Consider the following 23670-nt stretch of genomic DNA (forward strand, 5'->3'; position numbering starts at 1 on the left):
GAGGCGACCCATGCCCGAGCACGAACCGTTGTCGGCGAAGCGGCTCTACGGGCCACAGACCGAGCTGGGGGTGACCAACTTCCCACTGCGCGGCCGTACGTTCGGCGACCTGGGAGCGTTCGTGCGCAACTATGCGCGGGTCAAGCTCGCTGCGGCCCGGGTCAATCACGAGTGCGGTGTCCTCGACGCCGTTCGCCGGGACGCGATCGTCGCCGCGTGTGAGGAGATCATCTCCGGCGCACACCCGGACCAGTTCCCGACCCCGCTGGTGCACGGCGGCGGTGGCACCACGACGAACATGAACGTCAACGAGGTCGTCGCCGCCCGCGCATCCGTGCTCGCCGGGGTCGAGGTGCACCCCAACGACCATGTCAACGCGTCCCAGTCGACGAACGACAGCTACCCGACGGCGATGTCACTGACCGTGCGGGAACTGATCGGGGGTCCGGCATCCGCGCTGCGGGAGCTGGCCGGCGCGTTCGAGCGCAAGGCCGAGGAGTTCGCCGGCACCCGGCACCTGGGCCGTACCTGTCTGCAGGATGCGGTCGCCCTGACCGCCGGTGACACGCACCGTGGGCACGCCGGCGCGATCCGCAGGGCAGCAGACGGCTTGGAGACGGCCGCCTCCGCCCTGCGCGAGGTGCCGATCGGGGCAACCGCCGTCGGCACCGGGGTCGGAGCCCCGGACGGCTTCGGCGAGCGGGTCGCCGCCGACCTCGCGGGGCTGACAGGCCTGATGATCACTGCCGCGCCCGACCGGTTCGACGCGCTGGCGCACATGGACCCCTATGCCGCGATCGCCGCGGCCGGATCCCGGGCGGCCATCACCATGGCCAAGATCGCCGCGGATGTGCGGCTGCTGTCGTCCGGCCCGCACGGAGGCCTCGGTGACCTCACCATCCCCGCGGTGCAGGCCGGTTCATCGATCATGCCCGCGAAGGTCAATCCGGTGATCCCCGAGTACGTCATGCAGCTCAGCTACCGCATCCGCGGCCAGGCCCTCACCGTCGACTGCGCCGTCGCCGCCGGTGAGCTGGAACTCAACGTGATGGAGCCGGTCGTCGTCGACGCGCTCACCACGCTCCTCGACGACCTGACCGCAGCCGCACAGACCTTCGCCCGCCGCTGCGTCGACGGTCTCGCCTGGAACGGCCCACACCGTGAGCGCAATCTCACCGGCGCGCTGGACCACTGGGTCGAACGCGCCGCCTTCGACGGCTACGAGAACGCCACGACCCAGCTCCGAAGCAAGTCCGCCGACAAGTAGCGTGACCCTGCACGTCTCTCCCAGCTGCGGAACTTCGGGCCTTCATTTGTCGGGCCGTTTCGACCCGGGGCCTGTGGTGGCGGGGACCAACACCTGACGGAGAACAGCCGACTGCTCGGCACTGGATGTACCGAGCGTGCCGCCGGCCGGATCAGAAGACGGCGATCGGATTGACGACGAGTCCGGTGGTGCCGGTGATGCGCGGCGGTGCCAGGACCAGCATGAAACTCCAGCGGTTCGACGCCTCGCAGCGCTGGGCGAGAGATCCGAGATCGGCGGCGTCGACCAGTGGGAGGCCGAGTCGTGCGAGCGCGATCTGGTGCATGGGCATGGGGAACCGTGCGGGGCGGGCGTCGCTGATGTCCCCGATATAGATGCTCGCACCGTGCTCGTTCAGCCAGTGCACGGCGCTGACGTCCAGTCCGGGCACTGGCTGGTCGAAGGGCTGGTTCGTGTCCCATCCGCCGCGCACTACGACAGCGTCTCCCGCGGACAGTGTCGTGCCTGCCCGCTCCAGGGCAGCGTCGAGGTCGGCACCACCGATGCGCCCGTCGGCGGGCAGGCTGCCGCCCCCGGGCGCCAGGTCCAGGAGTACGCCGCGGGTCACGAGTCCCTCGCCGAACGGATCGGCCGAGCCGTGCGTCACTCCGGTCGGTGTCACGGCCGCGTGCACCGGCACCCCGGGGTAGATGTGCTCGTCAACGGGCATATGGGCGACGGCATCAAGATGCGTCAGGGCGGCGTTGTGCGTGTTGATGACGAGGGTGTCCGTCATGGCCAGGGGCTTCGCGCCGTTGAAGTTCACCGCCTGCATGACTCCGGCCGGCATGGTGGCGGGGCTTCCGACGGGGCTGAGTCCGGTCGTGAGCGACACCGGCCGGATGCGGCGTGCCAGGCTGACGTGGTGCCCGTCCCTCACCTCGGCCGCGGCTCGTCGCTTTGCCGCCGCGTCGATCAGGTGCAGCGTGCCCAGCTGGTCGTCGTCGCCCCATCGCCCCCAGTTGGTGGGGAGTTGCGTCTCGCTCACTTCCCTGCTCCGTTCCGCATCGACAGGCGCGCGGGCAATCGGTCCAGAGCGGCGCGGAGGCCGGCGTCCCCGGTGCCGCGTGCGCTGAGATAGCCGTCGGGGCGTACGAGGATCCAGTCACCCTCGGTCGCGGCCAGCGTGTCCTGGACCCGGCCGTCGGAGTCCCACACACCGTGGCCGTCCTCGTCCGGGGCCGGCCGGCTCCGGTCGATGGTCACCTTGTTCAGCCAGGCCGGTAGTGGCGTGGTCACGTCGGTGGCCTGGTCCTGGCCGGTGGCGTGCTTGCTCCGCGCGAAGACGAGGAGGTGCCAGGCCGAGGTCCTGAGCAGCGCACGCAGTGCCGTCCAGCCGGGTGATTGAGCATCGGCGGCGGATACTTGAGTGAGTCGCTGGCCGGCTCTCGGGCCCTCACCCGGCTCGTCGTCGGACACCGTGAGCGGGCTGTCGGGGTAGGCGATGCTCAGCCCCGACATGTTCCGGATGAGCCGGCGCATGAAGCCACGATCCGAGTCCCGGGTGTCGCTGGTGTCCGTGGTGGTGGTGTCCACCATGGACGTGTTCATGACCTCTCCGGTGGAGGCAAGCAGGGCCTGTCCGATGGGGACACGCTCGGCGTCGTAGGTGTCGAGTAGGGCGGCATCGGCGTACCCATGTACGACCATGGCCAGCTTCCACGCCAAGTTGTACGCGTCCTGGATGCCGGTGTTGAGGCCCTGCCCGGACGCGGGTGAGTGGACATGGGCGGCGTCGCCCGAGACGAAGCACCGCCCAACGTGCATCACCGGCACCGCGCGTTGCTGGATGGTGAATTTCGATACCCAACTCGGGCTGTCCACGGTGGTGTCGCGCCCCAGGGCCTGCGACAGCTTGGTGCCGAACTGCCGGGCGATCTGCGCGGGTTGCTCAGCATCTCCCTCGCCGGTCGTGTCCAGGAGCCGCCACTTTCCCGGGTCCGGGAACGGGAACAGCATCAGCGCGCCGCCGGCCGGGAACAGCCAGTGCAGGCCGTCCCGCTCCAGATCGGTGTGCACGATCGCATCGGCGATCAGCCAGGTGTGGGCGGCTTCGCCCACCAAGGGGAGTTGGAGGGTCTTGCGGACGGTCGAGTGCCCGCCGTCGCAGCCCCAGAGGTATCGCGCACGCACGGTCTCGTGCCCCGCAGCCGAGCCATCGTCGCGGCACAACACGGCCGTCACGGCGTCATCGTCGTGCTGGAACGATTCCAGCCTCGTATGCCACTCCACCACGACCCCCGCCGAAGCGGCATGCCCGCGAAGCACCCTCTCCGTGACCACCTGGTCGATATTGAACATGTACGGAAACCGGGTCGCCAGGCCGCCGAAGTCGTAGTCGACCCGGGACGTACGGTCGGCCTGATGACGGATGAACCCGTTGACCCTCGTTCCGTGCGGAGCGATGTCACCGAGGATCCCGAGCTGATCGTAGATTTCCAGGCTTCGGGCGTGAGTACCCAGCGCGCGGCTGGTCGTGGCCGGGCCGGACGCGGCATCCACCAAGCGAACGGAAACGCCCCGCCGGGCCAGTTGCAACGCCGCAGTGAGCCCGACCGGGCCGGCCCCTACGACAAGAACGTCAACGTCATAACTCGTCATGGCAAGTAGACCTCCTGTGTCAGCTAAGCTGACACAGGAATGTAGGCGAGCGAGAGGGACGCAAGCAAGTGGGTACTGACGATCATTCGGACACGCATCTGCCACTCGTCCACCTTCTGCAACGAGGCGTCCGGTGGTTCTCCGACGAACTGATGGAGCGTCTGGAGGCCGCGGGCGTGGACCCCATCACACCGGCACACGCGACCGTGCTCGCACACCTGGACCGCGCCACATCGCTGAGCGTCGCCGAACTCGCCCGCCGCGCCGGCGTCACCCGCCAGACGATGCATCGCGCTGTCACGCAGCTCCTCGGCGAAGGCCTCCTGACCCGTGCGCCGGGGCCGGGATTCCCGCGCAGCACCCTCATCGGACTGACCGACGCGGGATGTCAGCGCCGTGACGTCGCCTTGGGCATTCTTCGCGACCTGGAACAAGTACTCGGCAGTCAACTGGGACCCGCGGCGCTGACGGAGTTGCGCAGCAGCCTGACGCGAGCATGGCCACAGTGAGGACGTCGGACGCGCCCGCCCCTCCTTCCCGCTGAACGCATCCCGTCCGCATCGGCGCCTTCACGCACGACGATCAGCCGACAACATGGTCGGCGCCACGTGCCGAGCCAGTACGCGGTCAGCATCCTTCTACCCGGTCACACCCGATGTTGCAGTCGCCGCAACTCCGTTTGTCCAGGCGGCCACAGGGCGCTGAGCATGACCGCGTTCCGCCTTGTCCCGGGCGGGCTTCACAACGGCGTGAGGACGGTGCATGACAGCAAGAGAAGACACGCTTGGAAACAGCCGGTCAGCGTTTTCTCCCACGGCACGCTTGAGTTCGTTGCCCGGAACCACCGCGTGGCAGCGGCTGTGGTGTGTGGTGCTGGGAGCTCTGTTCACGTTCGATGTCGTCGACATCAACGCGTTCTCGTACGCAGCTCCGACCATCACGGAGGAGTGGGGGCTTTCGCTGTCCAGTGTGGGCGTCGCGACCTCAGCGGCCTTCCTGGGCATGTTCTGCGGAGCAGTAGCGGGTGGCCGGGTGTCCGACCGGGTGGGGCGCAAGCGGACCATCGTCGGCGGTGTCCTGCTGTATTCGGCCGCGTCGTTGCTGACGACGCTCGCGGGCGGCCTGGGGTTCCTGGTCGTCGTGCGGTTCCTGACCGGCGTGGGGATCTCGGTGGCGACCGGCGCACTGATCGTCTACGTCGCGGAGATGTTTCCGCGTGCGTCCCGGGGCCGCTACCAGTCACTGCTGCTCGCCATCGGGCTGCTGGGGGCGCCGCTGGCAGCGTTCTTCGCCCGTCTGGTGATTCCGGCCGGCGAGGGCATGTGGCGATGGGTCTTTGTCCTGGGTGCCGGCGGTCTCGTGCCGGGCCTGGCGGCCGCGCGGCTGCTGCCGGAATCGGTGCGCTGGCAGTGTGCGCGCGGCCGGATCGACGACGCCTTGCGTACCGTGCTGCGGCTGGAGGACGAAGCCGAGCGGCGCTACGGGGCGTTGCCGCGGCCTCAGGAGGAGCCGGCGGTCGTTCCGGCCGGTCTCCGGGATCTTCTCCGGGGCGGAAATCTGCGCAACCTCACCGTGGGGGTGGTCAGTTCGGTCCTGGTGTCCTTCGCGTTCTTCGCCTTCAACGCCTACGTGCCCACGCTGCTGGTGGAGAACGGCTACACCCGTACCGAGAGCCTCAGCCTGACACTGGCGTTCTCCTGCGCGGCGGTTCCCGGGGCCCTGCTGGCCTGGCCTCTCGTCGACCGTCTGGAGCGCAAGTGGGCCATCTTCGGCCTGACGGTGCTCGTCGCCGCGCTGATGCTCCTGTTCGGCATGACCCGGAGCGAGGTGGGGGCCGCGGTGTTCGGGTTCGTGCTGAGCATGCTCCTGCAGACCCAGACCGCGTTCATGTACGCCTACCTGCCGGAGCTGTTCCCGACGCAGCTGCGGGGGCTGGGGGCCGGCCTGTCGAACGGGCTCGGACGGCTCGCGGTGTTCGGCGGTGGGTTCTTGTTCGCCCCGATGCTCCACGGCCTCGGCTTCGCCGGCTTCTTCGTTCTGATCGCCACGATTCTCGTGCTGGGCGGAGCCACCACCGGTGTGTTCGGCATCCGCACCTCGGGCCGGGCCCTCCTCGAGAACGAAGCCACGTCCCACACACCCGAACAAGCATCACATCCGTCGAAGACCACGGCATGAGGCCACGGCCCGACACGTACAGCGGCCGACACGTACACAGGAGGAAAAGTGGAAACTGAAGACGAGCTGACCTGGGCACCTGCCTGGAAGCTGCGTGAACTCGTCGCCGCCAAGCAGGTGTCGCCCGTGGAGCTGACACGGCACTTCCTCGCACGCATCGAAGACCTGGAACCGACACTCCACGCATTCATCACCGTCGCCGCCGACGACGCCATCGAACAGGCCCGGCGCGCGGAGGACGCCGCCGTCCGCGGCGAGGAACTGGGGCCGCTGCACGGCGTGCCGATCGCCATCAAGGACCAGTTCTGGACCCGCGGCATCCGCACGACCGGTGGTTCCCTGGTCTTCGACGACTACGTGCCTCAGGAGGACTCGGTGCACGCCGAGCGCGTCCGACGGGCCGGCGCGGTCATCGTCGGTAAGACGAACACTCCCGAGTTCGGCATGTTCGGCCGCACGGTCAACCGGATCACCGAGGAGACCCGGAACCCCTGGGACACCTCCCGTACGTCCGGTGGGTCGAGCGGGGGCTCCGCGAGCGCCGTCGCCGCGGGCATGGTCCCGCTCGCCATCGGCAGCGACGGAGGCGGGTCCCTGCGGCTGCCTGCCGCGTACTGCGGGGTGTTCGGCCTGCACCCGAGCGACGGCCGCGTGCCGCGCCACGGCAGCTTCGGCGGAGCGCTGTTCACCTCCGGGGTCGGCCCGGTCAGCCGGAACGTCCGCGACGGAGCCACGCTGTTTCAGGTTCTGGCCGGACCGGACGACCGCGATCCCACCTGCATGCCGGACACCCCACCCGACTACCAGGGTCAACTCGGCGACGGTGTAGGGGGGATGAGGATCGCGTGGACCTCCGACTACGGCTATGGCGACTTCGCCAGCGGGGACCCGGAGTTCCTGGACACGGCCAGGGCGGCGGCGCTGTGCTTCGGTGAACTCGGTGCGAAGGTCGAGGAGATCACACTCGGCCTGCGCGATGCCGACACGGCGTGGCGCCTGGTCTCCGGCGCCGACCGTTACGCGTCGCTGGGAGAGCGGCTGCACGGGGATCCGGCGACCCGTGCCCAACTCACCCCCTATGTCGAGGCGATGTTCTCGGCGTCGCGTGCCATCACCGGCGCGGAGTATTCGAGGGCGATGCGGATGCGCTACGAGTCGATCGCCCGGATGCGCCGGCTCTTCGAGGAGTACGACCTGATCGTGACGCCGACGACGCTCCTGCCTCCCAGCGAAGTCACCCCCAAACCCGCCGCGCTCACCCAACCGCAGGCGCACGGGTACACGCGGTACACCAGGCTGATCAACTTCACCGGGCTGACCGCGGCCAGCGTTCCCTGCGGGTTCGTGCGGGGTCTGCCGGTCGGGTTGCACGTCATAGGGAAGCCGAACGGCGAGGCGGGCGTGCTGCGCGCCTGCCGGGCGCTGGAGGAGATCGCGCCTTGGACGGACCGGCACCCGGCGCTGCCCTGACATGTGGCGGGGTGCTGCCGTGCCGACCATGGCGGCGCGCTCCAGTTGTTCGGCGGCGGCTCGGACGGGACCGATCCATTGACAGTCGGTCCGGTCCGAGCTGCCGGTTCCCCGCGGGTCAGCGGCGCGGGCGGATCAGCCGTCCTGGCTCCCGCACTTGCGCATCAGATCCGTGAGATCCGCGAGGCTGTCCAACTCGCCGACACTTTCCTCGATCTGGCGTACCTGATCGGCGGCGAGAACCCGGCCGGCGTTCGAACGGAACTTGCCGAGGACCACGGCCTCGTCGAGGGGATTGCCCGGTGTCCCGCTGGACGTGGGGATCCGCCTGCGCAGTTCACGCCCGTCCGCCAGGCGCAGGATCACCTCGCCCGGGAAGCGGACGGGGAAGTCGCTGTCGGGGTCGGGCGGGCACCCCACCTTCGCGGCGACCGCGAGTACGTCTGGGTCGTCCAGCGGCTGGTCGTAAAAGGTCGCCAGGTCGACTCGGCCGGAGACCAACGCCTGCGCCACGATGTACTGCACGCTGAACTGCGCCTCGTACAGCGTCCGCGGAGCCTTCTTCCGCTCGGCGGGCTCGGTGACCGAGGGCATGATGCGGGGCGTGGTGGGGCAGATGATCTCCTCGATCTCCGTGGACTTCAGGGGCTGCCCGCCCAGCTGCGAGCGGAGGTCGAGGGCCGCGTCGACGAATGCGTGGGTGAAGTGGCAGCAGGGGTAGGGCTTGAGCGCCGTGTCGGCGCACATCCACCGGTTGCCGAGGTCGTCGAGCCCGAGGTCGATCTCGGCCGGCGTCATGCCGAGGTGGCTCGCGAACAGGCCGCGCGGTCCTTCGAAGATCGTGGGAGGTCCGGCGAAGCCGGATGCCGCGAGTGTCGCGGCCACGATCCCGGAGTGGGCGGCCCAGCCCGGGTGGAGGCGCTTGAGGGAGGAGCCGGCGAGTTCCAGGGTGCCGGCGGCCTGGCTGCCGCAGATGCCGAGGGCCGAGACTGTGTCCGCGGTGTCGAGGCCGCGCAGGCGCGCGGCGACGGCCGCGGCCGCGAAGGTGCCCGCGATGCCGGTCGGGTGGAACCCTCGGTCGTGGAAGCTGCCCGCTCCCGCGCCCGCCACCCGGCAGCCGATCTCCAGGCCGATGACGTAGGCGGTCAGGAGGGACTCGCCGTCCGCTTCCTGCTCCTCGGCCACGGCGAGCGCGGCGGCGAGCGCGGGCGCCGTCGCATGGTAGATGGCGCCGATGTGGGTGTCGTCGAAGTCCAGGGCGTGGACGAGGGTGCCGTTGACGAGCGCCGCGGATGCCGCCGGCAGCCGCGTTCCGTATCCGATGACGTGGCTGCGTCCGCCGTCACCGAGGGCCAGGGCGGCGTCGAGGACGGGTCGGGTGAAGTCCATGCCGGAGGAGGCGAGTGCGATGCCGATTCCATCGAGCAGGTGGGCGCGGGCCATGGCACGCACCTGCTCCGGGATGTCCTTCGCACACAATTCGGTGGCGAATCGGGCGAGCCGTTCGGCGGCCGTCGCGGGCACGTTGGCCGGTGTGCCACTTCCGAGTGCTTCACCGGTCGGGCTCGCGCCGACGGTAGGTGTGATGCCGGTGGTCACAGTCACTCCTTCAAAGGATGCGGTCAACGGGGCGATCTCGTTTTCGTTGATACCGCGCGAGAATTTCCCGACCCATTACCGCAAGCGTGAAGGGGCGCCGCGACATGTCGGCGCATGCGTCCTGGGCCGGTCGTCATCGTCGGATCGGCCACGGTCGACGGGCAACCTTAGTGCCGTTCACCGCAACTAATCTCGGCGACGTCAGCGGGTCAGCAGCTCCTGGATCGTCACGTCCAGCGAGTCGAGGCGCACCGACGAGTTCGGCCCGATCACCACTGCCAGGCGAGGGGCGAGTTCGGCGCTGGCGGCCTGCAACGATCCCACCAGTCCCAGCAGTTTCCGCTCCGGCAGGCGTGCCTCGGGCCCCGCGATCGCCAGCGAGCCCAGCGGGTATCCGTCGGCGGGGTCGAGCAGGGCCGTCGAGATGCCGTGCAGTCCGACGTGATTGCTGGAAAAGGACATCGCGTAGCCCTGTTCGCGGATCTCCGAGAGCTGCCTGCGCATCCGGGGCCGCTGCTCGGGCGCCAGTTGCTGCTCGATGATCTGCTCCGCCTCGGCCTGCGGCAGATGCGCCAGGATCGACGTCCCGCTGCACCCGGAGGTCAGAGGCGAACGCTCACCGAACATCACCACCCGGCGCAAAGCGCTGTGCGGCGCCTCCTCGCCGAGTACCAGGACCCGGTGCCCGCCACTGCGCAGGTGCAGGGTGGCCGTCTCTCCGCCGCCCAGGGCCAGGCGCATCAGCACGGGCCGGGTCGACCGGATGAGCGCCGGACGCGGACTCATCAGTGTGGCCAGAGCGATGGCACGGCTCCCGATCCTGTAGCCGCTGCGCCCGACGTGATGGACGAATCCGCTGTCCTGAAGGTTCCTCAACGCGCGGTACGTCCGTGTCTTCGACAGCCCGGAACCGGCCGAGATCGCGGTCAAAGAAGCGGGCTGTTCCATGCCGGCGAGCAGTTCGAGCACCCTCAGCGCACGAAGCGCCGGTACCGGCTCTTCCGGGGCGGTCGTTGGCGCGTCGCATGCGACGTCCGTGTTTCCCATCGGAACTCCACTCCTCGATCTCGTGCCACCATTCCCGCTCGGTGCACGCTCCCACGGCCTCCGTGGTTGCGTTCATCGCAACTCTGATTGCGGCCCGTGCCGCGGATCGTCCACGGTCCTTGAGGCCGATGTCAATGGAGTCCCACGGAAAGCGACCCCGGAGACCCGGCACCGCTGACGCCATCACGGAGGTTTTCCCATGCCCGACCAGACGCGGCAAATGTCCCTCATCGCGTTTCTCCAGGCACAGAATTGCTCGAATTACGTCGGGTCCTGGCGGCACCCTGCATCGATGACGGACTTTCTGTCCGCCGACTACTTCACGCGTATCGCGAGGACACTGGAGGACGCCACCTTCGACATGGCGTTCTTCGACGACCGGCTCGCCATGCCGGACATCTACGGACAGAGCCACGACCTCGCCGTCCGCCACGGCATCCGCTCGGTCAAGATGGACCCCACGCCGATCCTCATGGCAATGGCCATGGCGACCCGCCACCTCGGGCTCGGGGCCACGTACTCGACGACGTACTACGAACCGTTCCACGTGGCACGCCTGTTCGCGACGCTCGATCTCATGACCGGTGGCCGCGTCGCCTGGAACATTGTGACGTCGATGAACGACTCGGAGGCCGCGAACTTCGGCCGCGCCTCCCACCTGGAGCACGACCTGCGCTACGACCGGGCCGACGAGTTCCTGCAGATCGTCCGTGACATGTGGACCAGCTGGGACGACGACGCTCTCGTCCTGGACAAGTCGTCTGGGGAGTTCGCCGACCCCGGCAAGGTCCGCAGGACCGCCTTCAACGGGAAGTACTTCGACGTCAACGGCACGTTCACGGTGCCACGTTCCCGCCAGGGACACCCCGTGCTGCTGCAGGCGGGCTCCAGCGGGCGCGGCAGGGCCTTCGCCGGCCGCTGGGCCGACGTGGTCTTCACCGCCTACTCCTCCCGCGAGGCCGGCGAGAAGCAGTACCGCGCCGTCAAACAGGCCGTCGCCGACGCCGGCCGGGACCCCGGGCAGGTCGTGGTCGCACCCGCGATCGGAGTCGTCACCGCAGAGACCCCCGAACTCGTCGAGAAGAAGTACGAGTTGATCGATGCGCTGGCCCGCCCGGAGGACAGTCTCGCCCTGCTGTGCGAGGTCCTCAACACCGACCTGTCCACGCGCCCCTACGACGAACCGTTCACCGACAAGGAGCTCGCCGACATGTCCTGGCAGGGACTGCGGGACCGGGTGATCCAACTCAGCGGCACCGCCAATCCCTCGGTGCGCGACTTCGTGCAGTACTCCGGACGCGGATCGCTGCCCAAGGGCGGTTCCACGCTTGTGGGTACACCCACCCAGATCGCCGACCAGTTGGAGACATGGTTCGGCACCTGCTGCGACGGCTTCGTCATCTCCGCCGCCTCGGTACCCGGCACCTACGAGGACTTCGCCCGGCTGATCGTGCCCGAACTCCGCCGCCGCGGCCTGGTCAAAGAGACCTACGCCGGCGACACCCTGCGCGGCAACCTCGGCCTGCCCGCCCCCGCCCCCTTCGCACAGGGGGCCCGCGCATGACCGTCTCGCTCCCTCTCCGCGTCTTCACCCCACAGGGCATGCTCGGCTACGGATACGACGAGACCGACCTGCACCGCACCATGGAAGACGGCGTCGACGTCGTCGTGGTCGACTCCGGGTCGACCGACCCGGGACCGTACATGCTCGGCCTCGGCACCACCCTCGTCACCGAAAAGTCCTACGCCCGCGACCTGCGCCCCCTGCTCAGGGCCTGCCTCGCCCACGGCGTCCCGCTGATCATCAGTTCGGCCGGCGGAGCGGGCACCGACGCCCAAGTGCGCTGGATGACGGACCTGGTGGAGCGACTCGCTGTCGAGGACGGCGTCTCTCCGCGCATAGCGAACATCTTCGCCGACATCCCCGCCGGCACCGTCACGGAGCGCCTGACGCAGGGCCGCATCGAGCCCAACGTCCGGGGGGAACTGCCCACACGGAACGACATCGGGCAGGCGGAGGCGATCGTGGCCCAGATGGGAGCCGAGCCCTTCCTCGGGATCCTCGGTGGTGACGAGGCCTTCGATGTGATCATCGCCGGCCGTTCCTACGACCCTGCCCCGCACGCCGCGTTCGCCATCCACCACGGCGTCGACCCCGCCATCGCCTGGCACATGGGCAAGATCCTCGAATGCGGCGCGGCCTGCGCGGAGCCCAAGGGAGGCGGCGTCGTCGCCACGGTCCACCGGGACAGCTTCGAGCTGACGCCCACCGGCGCAGCCCAGCGCTGCACCCCGCTCTCCGTCGCCGCACACACTCTGTACGAGAAGAGCCGCCCCGATCTCCTGCCCGGCCCCGGCGGCGTGCTCGACGTCAGCGACTGCACGTACGAGGCCGTCGACGAGCGGACCGTGCGGGTTCAAGGAAGCCGCTTCATCCCGTCCCCGCATCCGACGGTCAAGCTGGAGGGGGCGGCGGTCGTCGGCCACCGAGCCGTCTTCATCGGGGGGATCCATGATCCCGTCCTCATCGGCCAGCTCGACACATTCCTGGAACGCGTCGAGCAGCGCGTCGGCGCCCTGCACCCCGACCTGGCCTCCGGAACAGCCACCCTCGCCTTCCACGTCTACGGACGCAACGCGGTCATGGGACCGCGCGAGACCGAGACCACGATGCCGCACGAGGTCGGGGTCCTGGGTGAAGTCACAGCCCCCACACAGCAGTTGGCCCTCGACATCTGCACCAGCGTCCGGATCGGCTGCCTGCATCTGAGCTACCCCGGCCAGCTCGCGACGGCGGGGAACATGGCACTGCCCCTCAACCCGATGGAGAGTCCCATCGGCCCGGTGTGTGCCTTCACGCTCTACCACGTCATGGACAGCCAGGACCTGGACCTGTTCCCCATCTCGTACCGGCAGATCGGCTCCCCGGAGGTGGTGTCACGATGACCGCGACCGTCCCACTGCGCGAACTCGCCGCGGTGATCCGCAGCAAGAACGCGGGCCCCTACGAGATCACCTTCGACGTCATGTTCAACGAGCCCTCCCGCTACGCCCACGTCCGCGACAGCGGCGTCCTGAACGCCGCCGGCCTGTCCGCCCTCTTCAACGTGGCCGAGAAGGACGTCCGTACCTGCGTCTTCTTCGAGCCCGCGCTGGCCTTCAAGTTCACCATCGTCCGCGGGGGCGCCCAGGGAAGCGTGGGCGAGCGCGACACCTTCGGAGCCCAACAGCACGGACCGCTGCTCGACATCCGGATCCCGGTACACCGGTCCGCCGCGTCGTGAGCGGAGAGGAGATACACATGACCACCCCGACCGCTTCCACGGTCACCACCACAGGCCGTCGGCTCGATCCACAGACACTGCGCGAGGCGTTCGGCCAGTTCCCCACCGGCGTCGTCGCCCTCGCCGCCGAGGTGGACGGTGAGCGCGTGGGCCTGGCCGCGAGCACCTTCGTGCCGGTCTCCCTGGACCCGCCCCTCGTCTCCGTCTGCATCCAGAACACCTCCTCCACCTGGCCCCGACTGGCCGGCGCGGACCGGCTCGGGATCAGCGTGCTCGGAGCCGAACACGGCGCGGCGGCCCGTACGCTGGGCAGGAAGGCCGGGGACCGCTTCGCCGGCCTGTCCACCCACGCCACCCGTCAGGGTGCGCTGTTCGTGGAGGGCGCCTGCACCTGGCTGGACACCTCGGTCGCGGACACGGTCCACGCCGGCGATCACACGATCGCGCTCCTTCGCGTCCACGACCTCACCGTACGGCCCGAGTTCAGCCCACTCGTCTTCCATGCCAGCGCGTTCCGCCAACTGCTGACGGCTTCGTAGCACGCCGAACCCTCAGCCGACTGCTCCGACCGGTGAGTGCCCGACCACGCGACCAGGAGCGCGCCCGGCCCGTTGTAGGCGGTGGCGCGGCTGCGGGACCGCGTGGCCCAGCACGCCGACGGTGTGCACCTCCTGGCCGTTCCGTCAGGGCGGTTTGGCCTCACCGCTTCCTCCAACCAGCGGCGAGACCAAGCCTTGTCCCGCCCGCGGCGGGTGGTCAGGCGGCCCGGCTGCCGTCGGCGTCGACGCGGGTCAGGCCGCGGGCGGCGACCAGATGGGCGCTGCCGTCGGCCAGACGGTAGGTCAGGCCCACGACCGCGGTCCGGCCGGCCTCCACCTGCTCGGCCAGGGTCCGGGAACGCTCCAGGAGCAGGTCGACGGTATTGCGGGTGTGGGCGGCGATGATGTCGCCGTTGTCGGTGAGTCCGGCGGCCCGTGCGGCAAGCACGCTGGGGGTGACGCGCTCGATGACGTCACGCACGAACCCGTCGGCGCTCGCGCCGTCCTCGACAGCGCTGCGCGTCGCGGCGACCGCCCCGCAGGCGTCGTGTCCGAGGACGACGACCAGCGGGCAGTCCAGGATGCCGGCACCGTATTCGATGCTCCCGAGCACTTCCGGGCCGGCCACGTGGCCGGCCGTGCGGACGACGAACAGGTCACCCAAACCGCGGTCGAAGATGATCTCTGCGGCGAGGCGGGAGTCGGAACAGCCGAAGAGCACGGCGAACGGCTCCTGCACAGAGGCGAGGGCCGTGCGGCGGGCGGCGTCCTGGTTGGGGTGCTCGGGCACGCCGGCAACGAATCGCCGGTTGCCGGACATCAGCAGCTCGAAAGCATCGTCTGGGCTCAGGTGCGTCTCATCAGCCATGCCCACAAGAGTATGGCGCCGCACCCCAGGGGCAGGCGGCAGGCTTCGGGCCGCAAGCGGCACGCGGACACCGTCGCAGGAGGCCCCCAGCCACTGTCAGGTGGTGTCCTCACTGCCGAAGACACCGGTCCGCGAGGCCGCCGCCGGGGCGGGAGCGCTGGGTGCAACGCTCCATCCCGCGCTCTCGCAGCATGGTCAACTATGCGACGCAGGAACGGAGTTGGTGCAGCAGTCGGGAGAGGGGTTTCGTTCTGGCTTGGCTCTGACGCTGTGCAGATCGATCGCCAGGCAACTCACAGGCAACTCATCAGAAGCCCGGTTCGGACGGCAGGCCGTCCGGGGCCCGCACCGCGCCGCCCGGGCCCACCGCCAGGTCGTCCGCGGCTTCGGTCAGGGCGCGCAGCCCTTCGACGAGACCGGCACGGACCCCGACAGGGAGGGTGCCGACGAGACCGGCGACCTCCCTGTGGCGGTGATCGAGCACCTGGCGTACCAGGGAGGTGCCGGAAGGGGTGAGCCGGAGGACGACCTCTCTGCGGTTGTCCGGGTTGGCCTTCCGGTCGACCAGGCCGCCGGCCTCCAGCTTGTCCACCATCCGCAGGGCCGTCGACGCATTGACCCCCAACGTGGCGGCCAGTACGGCGAGTTTCACCGGACCGCACCGGTCGAGCACCACCAGTGTGCGCAGCTGCGGCAGCGTCAGCGTGGCGTCGACCGTGGCGAGGGCGCGCGCCGACAGGGCGACCAGGAGCCGCGATGCGGCCATGACCGTCTCGGTGACCTGCTCGGTCTCCTCGTCGACGCTCTGCGGTTCGTCGTCGCGCCTGGCCAGACCGTCCACCGCTGCCACACTCTCCATCTCGACCCATGTTCACTATTGCAGTCTGCAATGTTACTCTCGGCGTATGCCCTCCCCGTATCGGCATGGCGGGGCTGGTTCGAGGAAGTGATGGCCGTGAGCAGTGAACTCGTACATCGAGGATATTCGTTCGTATGCCTGAGCTGTGGTCATGGATGGGAGGCCGAGTTCGCGATTCGGCTTGCCACGGACGACTACGGGAGGCTGCACGCCACGTACTACGTCGATGAGCGTCGCGTGCCGTCGCCGCTCAGCCAGGCCTGCTGCCCGACCTGCGAGAGCCATCACGTGCGCATACTGCGTCCTGGCCGGGTGGACTCCGCCCGGGTGCGGCGCGAGGACTGACCGGCCACCCCCGCGCAGCAGCACCTGAAGGTTCTCGCCTTCCACATCTCCCCCGGGCAATGACGCCCGCCCCTGCCCCCGCGAGCCCACGAGCCGACGGGCCGCTCCGGCGCGCCCGCACGGCGGCAGGTTCCTGCCCGTACGCACCACCCGCACCATGAAACCGGAGGCTCCGTGGCCACGCCCACAGCCGCCAAGGCTCCCCGTGAGCCTGCCGCCGCACAGCCAACTCCCCACACCCACCCCAAGATCCCGCACCTGGGCGACTTCCACGTCATGCCGAGGGTGGCGGTGATCGCGGCCCTGGCCGTGCCCGTCGGGGCAGCGGCGGCCCTCGTCGCCGTCGGGCTGCTCAAACTGATCGCCCTGTTCACCAACCTCTGCTTCCACGGCCGTCTCTCCTTCGGAGACACCACACCGGCGACCACCACACACTGGTGGCTGATCCTGTTCATGCCGATCGTCGGTGGGCTCGTCATCGGCGTGATGGCGCGCTACGGCTCGGAGAAGATCCGCGGGCACGGAATGCCGGAGGCCATCGAGTCGATCCTCGTCGGCGGCAGCAGGGTCCAGCCCCGCATCGCCGTCCTCAAACCCGTCTCGTCCGCGGTGTCCATCGGGACCGGCGGCCCGTTCGGCGCCGAGGGCCCCATCATCATGACCGGTGGCGCGGTCGGCTCGATCCTCGCCCAGTTCCTGAAAGTGACCACCGACGAACGCAAGACCCTGCTGGTCGCCGGGTCCGCCGCAGGCATGGCCGCCACCTTCAACGCCCCGTTCGCCGCGATCCTGCTCGGCGTCGAACTCCTGCTCTTCGAATGGCGCCCCCGCTCCTACATACCGGTCGCCGTCGGCGCCGTGACCGCGACCCTCGTGCGCGGCCCGATCCTCGGCACCACCCCCCTCTTCGCCGGCGCGCACGTCCCGGACCGGCTGGCGCTGTCCGCGTACGGACTGTGCGTCGTCGCCGGCATCGGCGCGGGCCTCCTCGCCCTGGTCGCCACCTGGCTCGTGTACTTCTCCGAGGACATGTTCGCCCGGATCCCGCTGCACTGGATGTGGTGGCCTGCCATCGGCGGCGCCGTCATCGGCCTCGGCGGCCTGGCCGAGCCGCGCGCCCTGGGAGTCGGCTACGACGTGATCGACCAGCTCCTGACCGGCCGCGCGACCGTCGGCCTCATCATCGGCATCCTCGTGGTCAAGACTCTCATCTGGGGACTGTCGCTCGGCTCCGGCACCTCCGGTGGCGTCCTGGCCCCCATGTTCATGATCGGCGGCGCGCTCGGTGCCGCCGAAGGGCTCGTCTTCCCCGCCGTCAGCCCCGGCTTCTGGGCCCTCGTCTCGCTCGCCGGCGTCCTCGGCGGCGTCATGCGCTCCCCGCTCACCGGCATCGTCTTCTGCCTCGAACTCACCCACGAGGTCAACGCGCTCGTCCCCATGGTGATCACCGCGTCCTCCGCGTACCTGCTCTCCGTGATCCTCCTCAAGAGATCCGTGCTCACCGAGAAGATCGCACGCCGCGGACTGCACCTCACCCGCGAGTACTCCGTGGACCCGCTCGAGGTGCATCTCGTGCGCCAGCTCGACACATCGCCCCCCGCCCTCACCCTCCACGCCGACGCGAGCCTCGACACCACCGCCGCCCGGCTTCGCAGCCTGCGCGACGCGTGCGACGCGTCGGGGATCGCGGCCCAGCGCCTCTTCCCCGTTGTCGACGGCGCAGGCACGCTGTCCGGCGTCGTCACCTCGGACCAGGTACTGCGGGTCGGCCCCGGCGACACCCGCCCGGTCAGCTCTCTCACCGGTCCGCCCGTCATCGCCCACCCCGACGAAACCCTGCGTACGGTCGCCAACCGGATGGCCGCCCACCACGTCACCCGCGTCCTCGTCACACCACGCGAAGAACCGGACCGCGTCGAAGGCATCCTCAGCCTGAGCCAGCTCCTGGAAGCCCGCCGCGTCGACCTCCACGAGGAACAGCACGTAGAGCGCACCTTCCTGCGCGGGCGTACCCCGGCCCGGGCCGCGACCTAGCCTAAGGCCCGGCGTCGAGGGGCCGGTTGCGGAACGCGGTGACCTGCTCGTCGAGGTGCTTGGCCATCGTGGACACCTGGGACTGGGTTCGCCCCGAGGGATTCGGCGAGCTTTTCGACCCGGCGGGTGGAGACGCCGAGCAGGTAGGCGGTGGCGACCACCGAGATGAGGGACTGTTCGGCCCGGCGACGCCGCTCGAGCAGCCAGGACGGGAAGTAGCTGCCCGACCGGAGCTTGGGGATGGCGAGTTCGACGGTTCCGGCGCGGGTGTCCCACTCGCGCGGGCGGTAGCCGTTGCGGTGGTTGCCGCGTCCGTCGCTGACCTGCCCGTACTCGGCGTTGCACACGGCATCCGCCTCGGCGGGCATGAGGGCGTCGGCGAACGTCTTGACCATCGCGCGCAGCAGATCGGGACTCGCCGCGACGAGGGTGTCTTCGGCCAGGGCGTGCGGGGGCAGACTGTCTGGTGCCGACTTGACGCCGATTCCCTACGTGACCTGCTGGCTTCCCTGCCGATGCCGCGGTTGGACAGGCGGATCGTGCTCGCCGTGGACGTCTCGTCGTGGCTGCACTCGAACGCGGCCCGTTCGCCGGAGCAGCTGCGGTCCTCGGCGATCGGCGCCAGCCCGGACGACGTCGGCTTCGCCTGGTCCTGCTACCTGCGCAGATTCGACCTGGAGCACGCATTTCTCTCGGGAAGAGGAAGGAGCGAATGTACTGACCTTCGCCGAGAAATGCGCCAGGGCACAGAGCTCAGGGAGCGGGGCTTGGCCCGCCACGTCGTCGCGGGACCCGGCACCCTCACCTGCGCACCGACCTGACACCCGCAACCGGTCCCGGCCGGAACGCCGCTGTGGCGTCCCGGCCGGGACCGTCACCCACCGAGCCGGCGGAGCGTCACGTGGCGCAGTGCACCGTCGCATCGCCCCAGTCGGAGTGGTCCTTCGCGTCGCCGTCGCCCGAATCACCGACGTGCAGCGTCAGCCGCTGCGCGCCGGTCACGTCGGCCGTGACGGGCACCGCCGCATCGGCGTTGGTGAGTTTGTCGCCCGTGTGGACCTTCTTTCCGTCGGCAAGAACTTCGAAGACGACGCTGCCCTCCGGGTCCGCCTCCTCGTCCAGACCGACCTCGGCCGTGAACTTCGTACAGGAGCCGCCGAGATAGACCTCGACGGTGGACGGTGCGTGCACTCCGAGGCCCTTCTTGTACGTGTCTTTTCCGATGGTGAGGGTCGTGCCGTCACCCGCCGCGGCCTCGCCGTTGCTCTGGTCGCGTTCCACCGGACCCCAGCCGTTGTCGGCGGTGAGCAGGTCGAGGTCGGAGACGTACGCCGTACCCCTGGGTGCGGGCGGGGTGGCTTCGAGGCGGACCGAGGCCTGTGCGCTGACCCGTGCCCCGCCCGTGGAGGTGGCGGTGACCACGGCCGTGGTCAGGCTCTTGCCGATGGGTCCCTCCTCGCCACGGGTGATCTTCACCTCGACCGACTTCTCGCCACCGGCAGGCACCTCGCCGACAGTCGCGGAGCCCGCGTCGGCGGTCCAGCCGGAGGCCGGGTCCACGGTCACCGAGGCGTCCTTCAGGGCGTGGTCGCACGGGTTGCCGACGGTGAGCTTCGCCGTCGTCGAACCGCCCGGCGGCAACGAGGTGTCCTCAGCGGTCAGTTCGGCGGTCGGGGCGCACACCACGGGTCCGGACGGCTTGCCCGTCGAGGCCTCGGCGCCCGTGAGGGGACGCAGCCGCAGCGAGTACGCGTACTCGGCGTCCGGCCGCACCTGGTACTCGGGCATCACGGTGTGGAACGTCTCGCTGACACCACTGACCGCGTGGTCGAGGTGCAGGGTGTTGCCGTTCGGGTTCCGCTTCAGCGCGAAGGGATACGCCGCGCGGTCCAGGTCCGTGTAGGGAGTCACCCCGGCGGAGAACGCCGTGGAGTCGCCGGAGACCAGCAGACCGTTCCTCCCGTCCGTGAGCGAGGCCCAGCGGACGTCCTCGTGGTTGCCGTAGTCCTGCGGGCGGAGGTAGCCGGAGAACTGCTTGTCGACGTCGGTCGCGTACACGCCGGCGGGAGCGCCGTCCTCGCGGTCGTTGTAGTTCTCCTCCGGTCCACGCCCGTACCAGCTGAACTGGTCGTACTTGTCCGGGAGTTGGAGGGACAGGCCGATGCGCGGCAGGTACGGCACGCTGCGGGCCCTGCCCTGCGCCTGGACGCGGTGGTCGACGCGGATCTCGCCGCTTCCGGAGACGGTGTAGCGGATCGTCTGCGTGAAGGACGAGTCCTTCACCCCTGGTGCCGCCACGGTGCTGGTGACCGCGACGACGACCGCTCCGCGCTCCTTGGTGACCTTCACCTTCGCCGGTTCGGTCCGCAGCCGGTCGAGGCCCGCATCGCGCCAGGACGCGTCCTCCGAGTTGATCTCGTTGGCGACCGGCGCGCGCCAGGCGTCCAACTCCGGTCCCTTGCTCAGCAGTTCATGGCCGCCCGCCTTCATGGAGGCCAGGTCACCGCTGGTGCGGTCGAAGGCGTACGCGAAGCCCTTGCCCTCGACGGTGAGCCGGTCGCCGGAGTCGGTGGCCTTCACTGTGCCGGGGGCCTGGGCACGCACCACACCGGCCAGTTGCCTGCCGCCGATGTCGAACTGCTCGACCGCGACGGTGTGTCCGGCCGGAGCCCATTCCGTGCGCCCGGCCTGTACCGCGCGTACGGTCAACTGCCGGTCGGCGTCCTTGGGGTTGGCGGGCGGCTTCGGGAGCTGGACCTCGGTCTTCTGGCCGGGATCCAGGGAGAGCGGGCGCGTCCCCTGGGCGAGCGTCCGCTCCCCCTCTCTGATCTTCCAGGTCAGTTTCAGGTCACCGGTGCCGGTGAAGGAGCGCTCGTTGAGTACGGCGATCTTCCCCGCGTCGGCCTTCACGTCCGAGATGCGGATGGGTGCGTGGACGGCGGCCAGTGCGCGTGTCTCGGGCTGGGGTGTGCGCTCGGTGCTGACGAGACCGTCGACACCGCCCATGCCGGATCCGTACGACTGATAGGTGCCCTCGGTCTTGAGTTTCTCGAAGTCCAGCGCGAGGACCGCGTCGGAGGCGGGGTCGGCCGCGAGCTGCTGTTCGGTCAACGCCTCGTGGTAGACGCGTACTTGGTCGATGACGCCGTGCGCCATGCGAGTGCCCATGCCCTCCATGCCGGTCTCGGCGTTGCGGCCGATGTTCACCGGCTGCGCGGAGTAGGCGACGGTGCCCTTGAAGTCGGCGGCGGCGACCTGCTTGCCGTCGATGAGCAGCTTCAGGGTGCTGCCGTCGAAGGTGCCCGAGGCGCGGTGCCAGGATCCGTACCAGTCGTCAGGGACGGTGACCGACGCGGTGTGCGGCTTGCCGTCGTCGCCCTGGACGGCGAACTCCAGGGTGTTCTTGTCCTTCATGCGCAGGGCGTAGCTGTGGTCGCCCTTGGAGGCGATGGTGAAGTCGCCCGTCCAGGCGGCCGGCTTGACCCAGGAGTCCACGGTGAGCCTGTCGGAGACCTGGTCGAGCTTCGGGTCGCGGTAGACCTCGACGAAGTCGTCGAGTCCGGAGAGCGAGAGGGCCTTGCCCTGGTGCCCGTCGACGTGGTCCGGCTTCCCGGTGAGGTAGGAGAGGATGCCGTTGCCCGAGGAGTCGGGGGTGGTGACCAGCGGCTGGGTGAGGTTCTGCTCGGCCCAGTCCCAGATGAACCCGCCCTGTACTTCAGGGTATTTGCGGACGACATCCCAGAACTCGCGGAAGTTGCCGAGTGAGTTGCCCTGCGCGTGGGCGTACTCGCCCATGACGATGGGCTTCTTCGTGGTCTTCGCCTTGTCCTCGAGGCTCTGGGGCGAGGGGTAGCGCGGGCCCCAGACGTCGGCGAACGGCGCGTCGCCGTCGGGGGTGTTGGACTGGTGGTAGAGGGGTCGGCCGGGGTCGTGCTCCTTCAGGTAGTCGGCCATCGCGTAGTGGGCCTTGCCGAGCCCGGCCTCGTTGCCCGTGTCCCACATTAGGACGCTGGGGTGGTTCTTGTCCCGCTCGTACATGGCGACGGCCCGGTCCATGAAGGCCTTCTGCCACTCCGGCTTCTCGGCGAGGCAGTTGTCGGGGCAGCCGTCGTGGTGGTGGGTCTCGATGTCCACCTCGTCCGCGATCCACATGCCCTGGCTGTCGGCGCGCTCGTACAGGTACGGGTCCGAGGGGTAGTGGGAGGTGCGGACGGCGTTGATGTTGAGCTGCTTCATCAGGGCGACGTCGGACGCCGTGCGCTCGTGCGTGGCGTGGCGGCCGGTCTTGGGGTCGGTCTCGGCGCGGTTGACGCCCTTGACCAGGATGCGCTCGCCGTTGACCAGGATCTTTTTGTCCTTGACCTCGACTTCGCGGAAGCCGAGGGTCTGGCTGGTCGTGTGGGTGACCTTGCCGGTGCTGTCGGACAGTTCGACGACGAGGGTGTACAGGTTCGGTGTCTCGTCGGTCCACTTGTCCGGGTTCGCCACGTCGCCCTTCAGCCGGGCCGTGGTGGTGCCCGCCTTGGCGGCCACCGGCGTGGACAACGTTGTCACACGGCGTCCGCGGCGGTCGTACAGCTTGCCGGTGACCTTCCCCTCAGCCGCCTCGTCGGACGCGACATCGATGTCGGCGGACAGGGTGGCGTCGCGGTAGTCCGCGTCGAGGTCGGTCTTGACGGTGATGTCCCGTACGTGGGTGGCCGGGGTCGAATAGAGGCCCACCGACCGGAAGATGCCGGAGAAGCGCCACTGGTCGTAGTCCTCGAGATGGGATCCGGATCCCCAGCGGTGCACCTGGAGCGCGACTGTGTTCTTTCCCGCGTGCAGGTACTTGCTGATGTCGTACTCGGCGGGCGAGTAGCCGCCCTGGTCGTAGCCGGCGTAGTGGCCGTTGACCCAGACCAGGTTGCCGCTGGTGACTCCTTCGAAGCGCAGGAACGTCTCGCGCTTGTCCCAGCCCTGCGGGAGGTCGAAGGTCCGCACGTAGGCGCCGGTGGGGTTGGTGTCGTGGGGGACGTTCGGCGGGTCGTCCGGGTACATCTCGGTGGGGATGTTGCGGAACACCGGGTGGTCGAGGCCGTCCGTCTGCCAGGTGTGCGGGACGCTCACGCTCTTCCAGCCGTCGCCGGCCGTGTCGTAGCCCTCGGAGTAGAAGTTCTTGGGCACGTCCTCGGGCCGGTCCGACATGTGGATCTTCCACGCGCCGTCGAGCGACTTCTTCCACGGGCTGCGCGTTCCGCCCGCGCGGGCATCACGCTCGTCGGCGTACGGCGTCAGGTCGGCGTGCGGCGCCTCCTGTCCGACACCGGTCGTCTCCGGATCCTCGAGGAGTTCGTACACGTCCGACGGCGGCGGTGGCGGGGCCTCGGCCGCGACGGCGGGGACGGGTGCGGCGAGCGCCACCGTCACCGCCAGTACGGCGAGTGTGCGGAACAGTCTTCGTTGGTGCATCCGGAGTTCACCTCTCTGCACACAGGAATCTCTCAGGAAGAAACAGTTCCGCACGGTACCGAACATCGATGGGCGCGCCTAGGGTCAGG

17 protein-coding genes and 1 pseudogene are annotated in these 23670 nt (G+C 69.4%); 10 read left to right on the forward strand and 8 right to left on the reverse strand.

The window, feature by feature from the left end; genetic code table 11:
- The first annotated feature begins 10 nt into the window (after positions 1-10).
- Entirely contained in the window at positions 11-1267 is a 1257-nt protein-coding gene (locus OHA73_RS05290) for a lyase family protein (protein WP_267071927.1), read from the forward strand.
- A gap of 151 nt (positions 1268-1418) precedes the next feature.
- Here the strand turns inward: OHA73_RS05290 and OHA73_RS05295 are convergent, their stop codons facing one another.
- Together OHA73_RS05295 and OHA73_RS05300 are read right to left on the reverse strand one after the other, a co-directional pair.
- Positions 1419-2294: a cyclase family protein gene (locus OHA73_RS05295; protein WP_267071926.1), complete on the reverse strand. Its 876-nt coding sequence runs from the start codon at positions 2292-2294 to the stop codon at positions 1419-1421.
- Complete coding sequence (locus OHA73_RS05300; RefSeq protein WP_267071925.1) at positions 2291-3907, reverse strand: FAD-dependent oxidoreductase; 1617 nt, start codon at positions 3905-3907, stop codon at positions 2291-2293. The genes OHA73_RS05295 and OHA73_RS05300 overlap by 4 nt, the downstream gene beginning before the upstream one ends.
- 68 nt (positions 3908-3975) lie before the next feature.
- Here OHA73_RS05300 and OHA73_RS05305 point away from each other — a divergent pair, with 68 nt between their 5' ends.
- From OHA73_RS05305 to OHA73_RS05315, 3 genes are all read left to right on the forward strand, one after another.
- Complete coding sequence (locus OHA73_RS05305) at positions 3976-4416, forward strand: MarR family winged helix-turn-helix transcriptional regulator (protein WP_267071924.1); 441 nt, start codon at positions 3976-3978, stop codon at positions 4414-4416.
- 322 nt (positions 4417-4738) lie between these two features.
- Entirely contained in the window at positions 4739-6085 is a 1347-nt protein-coding gene (locus tag OHA73_RS05310) for an MFS transporter (protein WP_327654355.1), read from the forward strand.
- Between the two features lie 48 nt (positions 6086-6133).
- The gene (locus OHA73_RS05315) at positions 6134-7555 is read left to right on the forward strand and encodes an amidase (protein WP_267071922.1); all 1422 of its coding nucleotides are present in this window, start codon (positions 6134-6136) and stop codon (positions 7553-7555) included.
- Positions 7556-7690: 135 nt separating this feature from the next.
- Here the strand turns inward: OHA73_RS05315 and OHA73_RS05320 are convergent, their stop codons facing one another.
- Together OHA73_RS05320 and OHA73_RS05325 are read right to left on the reverse strand one after the other, a co-directional pair.
- On the reverse strand, positions 7691-9154 hold the full coding sequence (locus OHA73_RS05320) for an MmgE/PrpD family protein (protein WP_327654356.1): 1464 nt from the start codon (positions 9152-9154) through the stop codon (positions 7691-7693).
- 201 nt (positions 9155-9355) lie between these two features.
- On the reverse strand, positions 9356-10201 hold the full coding sequence (locus OHA73_RS05325; protein ID WP_327654357.1) for an IclR family transcriptional regulator: 846 nt from the start codon (positions 10199-10201) through the stop codon (positions 9356-9358).
- A 220-nt stretch (positions 10202-10421) separates the two neighbouring features.
- Between OHA73_RS05325 and OHA73_RS05330 the strand changes: the two genes are divergently transcribed.
- Genes OHA73_RS05330 through OHA73_RS05345 form a run of 4 tightly spaced genes read left to right on the forward strand, consistent with a single transcriptional unit; the run spans position 10422 to position 14024 of the window.
- Entirely contained in the window at positions 10422-11765 is a 1344-nt protein-coding gene (locus OHA73_RS05330; protein WP_327658410.1) for an LLM class flavin-dependent oxidoreductase, read from the forward strand.
- Complete coding sequence (locus OHA73_RS05335) at positions 11762-13147, forward strand: acyclic terpene utilization AtuA family protein (RefSeq protein WP_267071919.1); 1386 nt, start codon at positions 11762-11764, stop codon at positions 13145-13147. The genes OHA73_RS05330 and OHA73_RS05335 overlap by 4 nt, the downstream gene beginning before the upstream one ends.
- Positions 13144-13485, forward strand: a complete 342-nt coding sequence (locus OHA73_RS05340) for a DUF4387 domain-containing protein (RefSeq protein WP_267071918.1) — start codon at positions 13144-13146, stop codon at positions 13483-13485. Before OHA73_RS05335 ends, OHA73_RS05340 begins: the two co-directional genes overlap by 4 nt.
- A gap of 17 nt (positions 13486-13502) precedes the next feature.
- Positions 13503-14024, forward strand: coding sequence for a flavin reductase family protein (locus OHA73_RS05345; protein ID WP_267071917.1), 522 nt, complete (start codon positions 13503-13505; stop codon positions 14022-14024).
- Between the two features lie 217 nt (positions 14025-14241).
- Here OHA73_RS05345 and OHA73_RS05350 read toward each other — a convergent pair whose 3' ends face one another.
- Entirely contained in the window at positions 14242-14892 is a 651-nt protein-coding gene (locus OHA73_RS05350; RefSeq protein ID WP_267071916.1) for a carbonic anhydrase, read from the reverse strand.
- Between the two features lie 307 nt (positions 14893-15199).
- Positions 15200-15751, reverse strand: a complete 552-nt coding sequence (locus tag OHA73_RS05355; protein WP_267071915.1) for a MarR family winged helix-turn-helix transcriptional regulator — start codon at positions 15749-15751, stop codon at positions 15200-15202.
- Between the two features lie 519 nt (positions 15752-16270).
- Here OHA73_RS05355 and OHA73_RS05360 point away from each other — a divergent pair.
- Positions 16271-18130 (forward strand): chloride channel protein, encoded by a 1860-nt coding sequence (locus tag OHA73_RS05360; protein WP_267071913.1) that lies wholly within the window; start codon positions 16271-16273, stop codon positions 18128-18130.
- Between the two features lie 4 nt (positions 18131-18134).
- Here OHA73_RS05360 and OHA73_RS05365 read toward each other — a convergent pair.
- Positions 18135-18588: pseudogene (locus OHA73_RS05365) on the reverse strand (transposase); the annotation flags it as partial.
- A gap of 57 nt (positions 18589-18645) precedes the next feature.
- Here OHA73_RS05365 and OHA73_RS05370 point away from each other — a divergent pair.
- The gene (locus OHA73_RS05370; protein ID WP_267071912.1) at positions 18646-18951 is read left to right on the forward strand and encodes a hypothetical protein; all 306 of its coding nucleotides are present in this window, start codon (positions 18646-18648) and stop codon (positions 18949-18951) included.
- A gap of 76 nt (positions 18952-19027) precedes the next feature.
- Here the strand turns inward: OHA73_RS05370 and OHA73_RS05375 are convergent, their stop codons facing one another.
- Positions 19028-23581 carry a glycoside hydrolase family 2 TIM barrel-domain containing protein gene (locus tag OHA73_RS05375; protein ID WP_267071911.1) on the reverse strand — a complete coding sequence of 1518 codons (4554 nt, stop codon included), beginning with the start codon at positions 23579-23581 and terminating at the stop codon, positions 19028-19030.
- Positions 23582-23670: the final 89 nt, after the last annotated feature.

Source organism: Streptomyces sp. NBC_00483 (assembly GCF_036013745.1).
Taxonomy (GTDB): domain Bacteria; phylum Actinomycetota; class Actinomycetes; order Streptomycetales; family Streptomycetaceae; genus Streptomyces.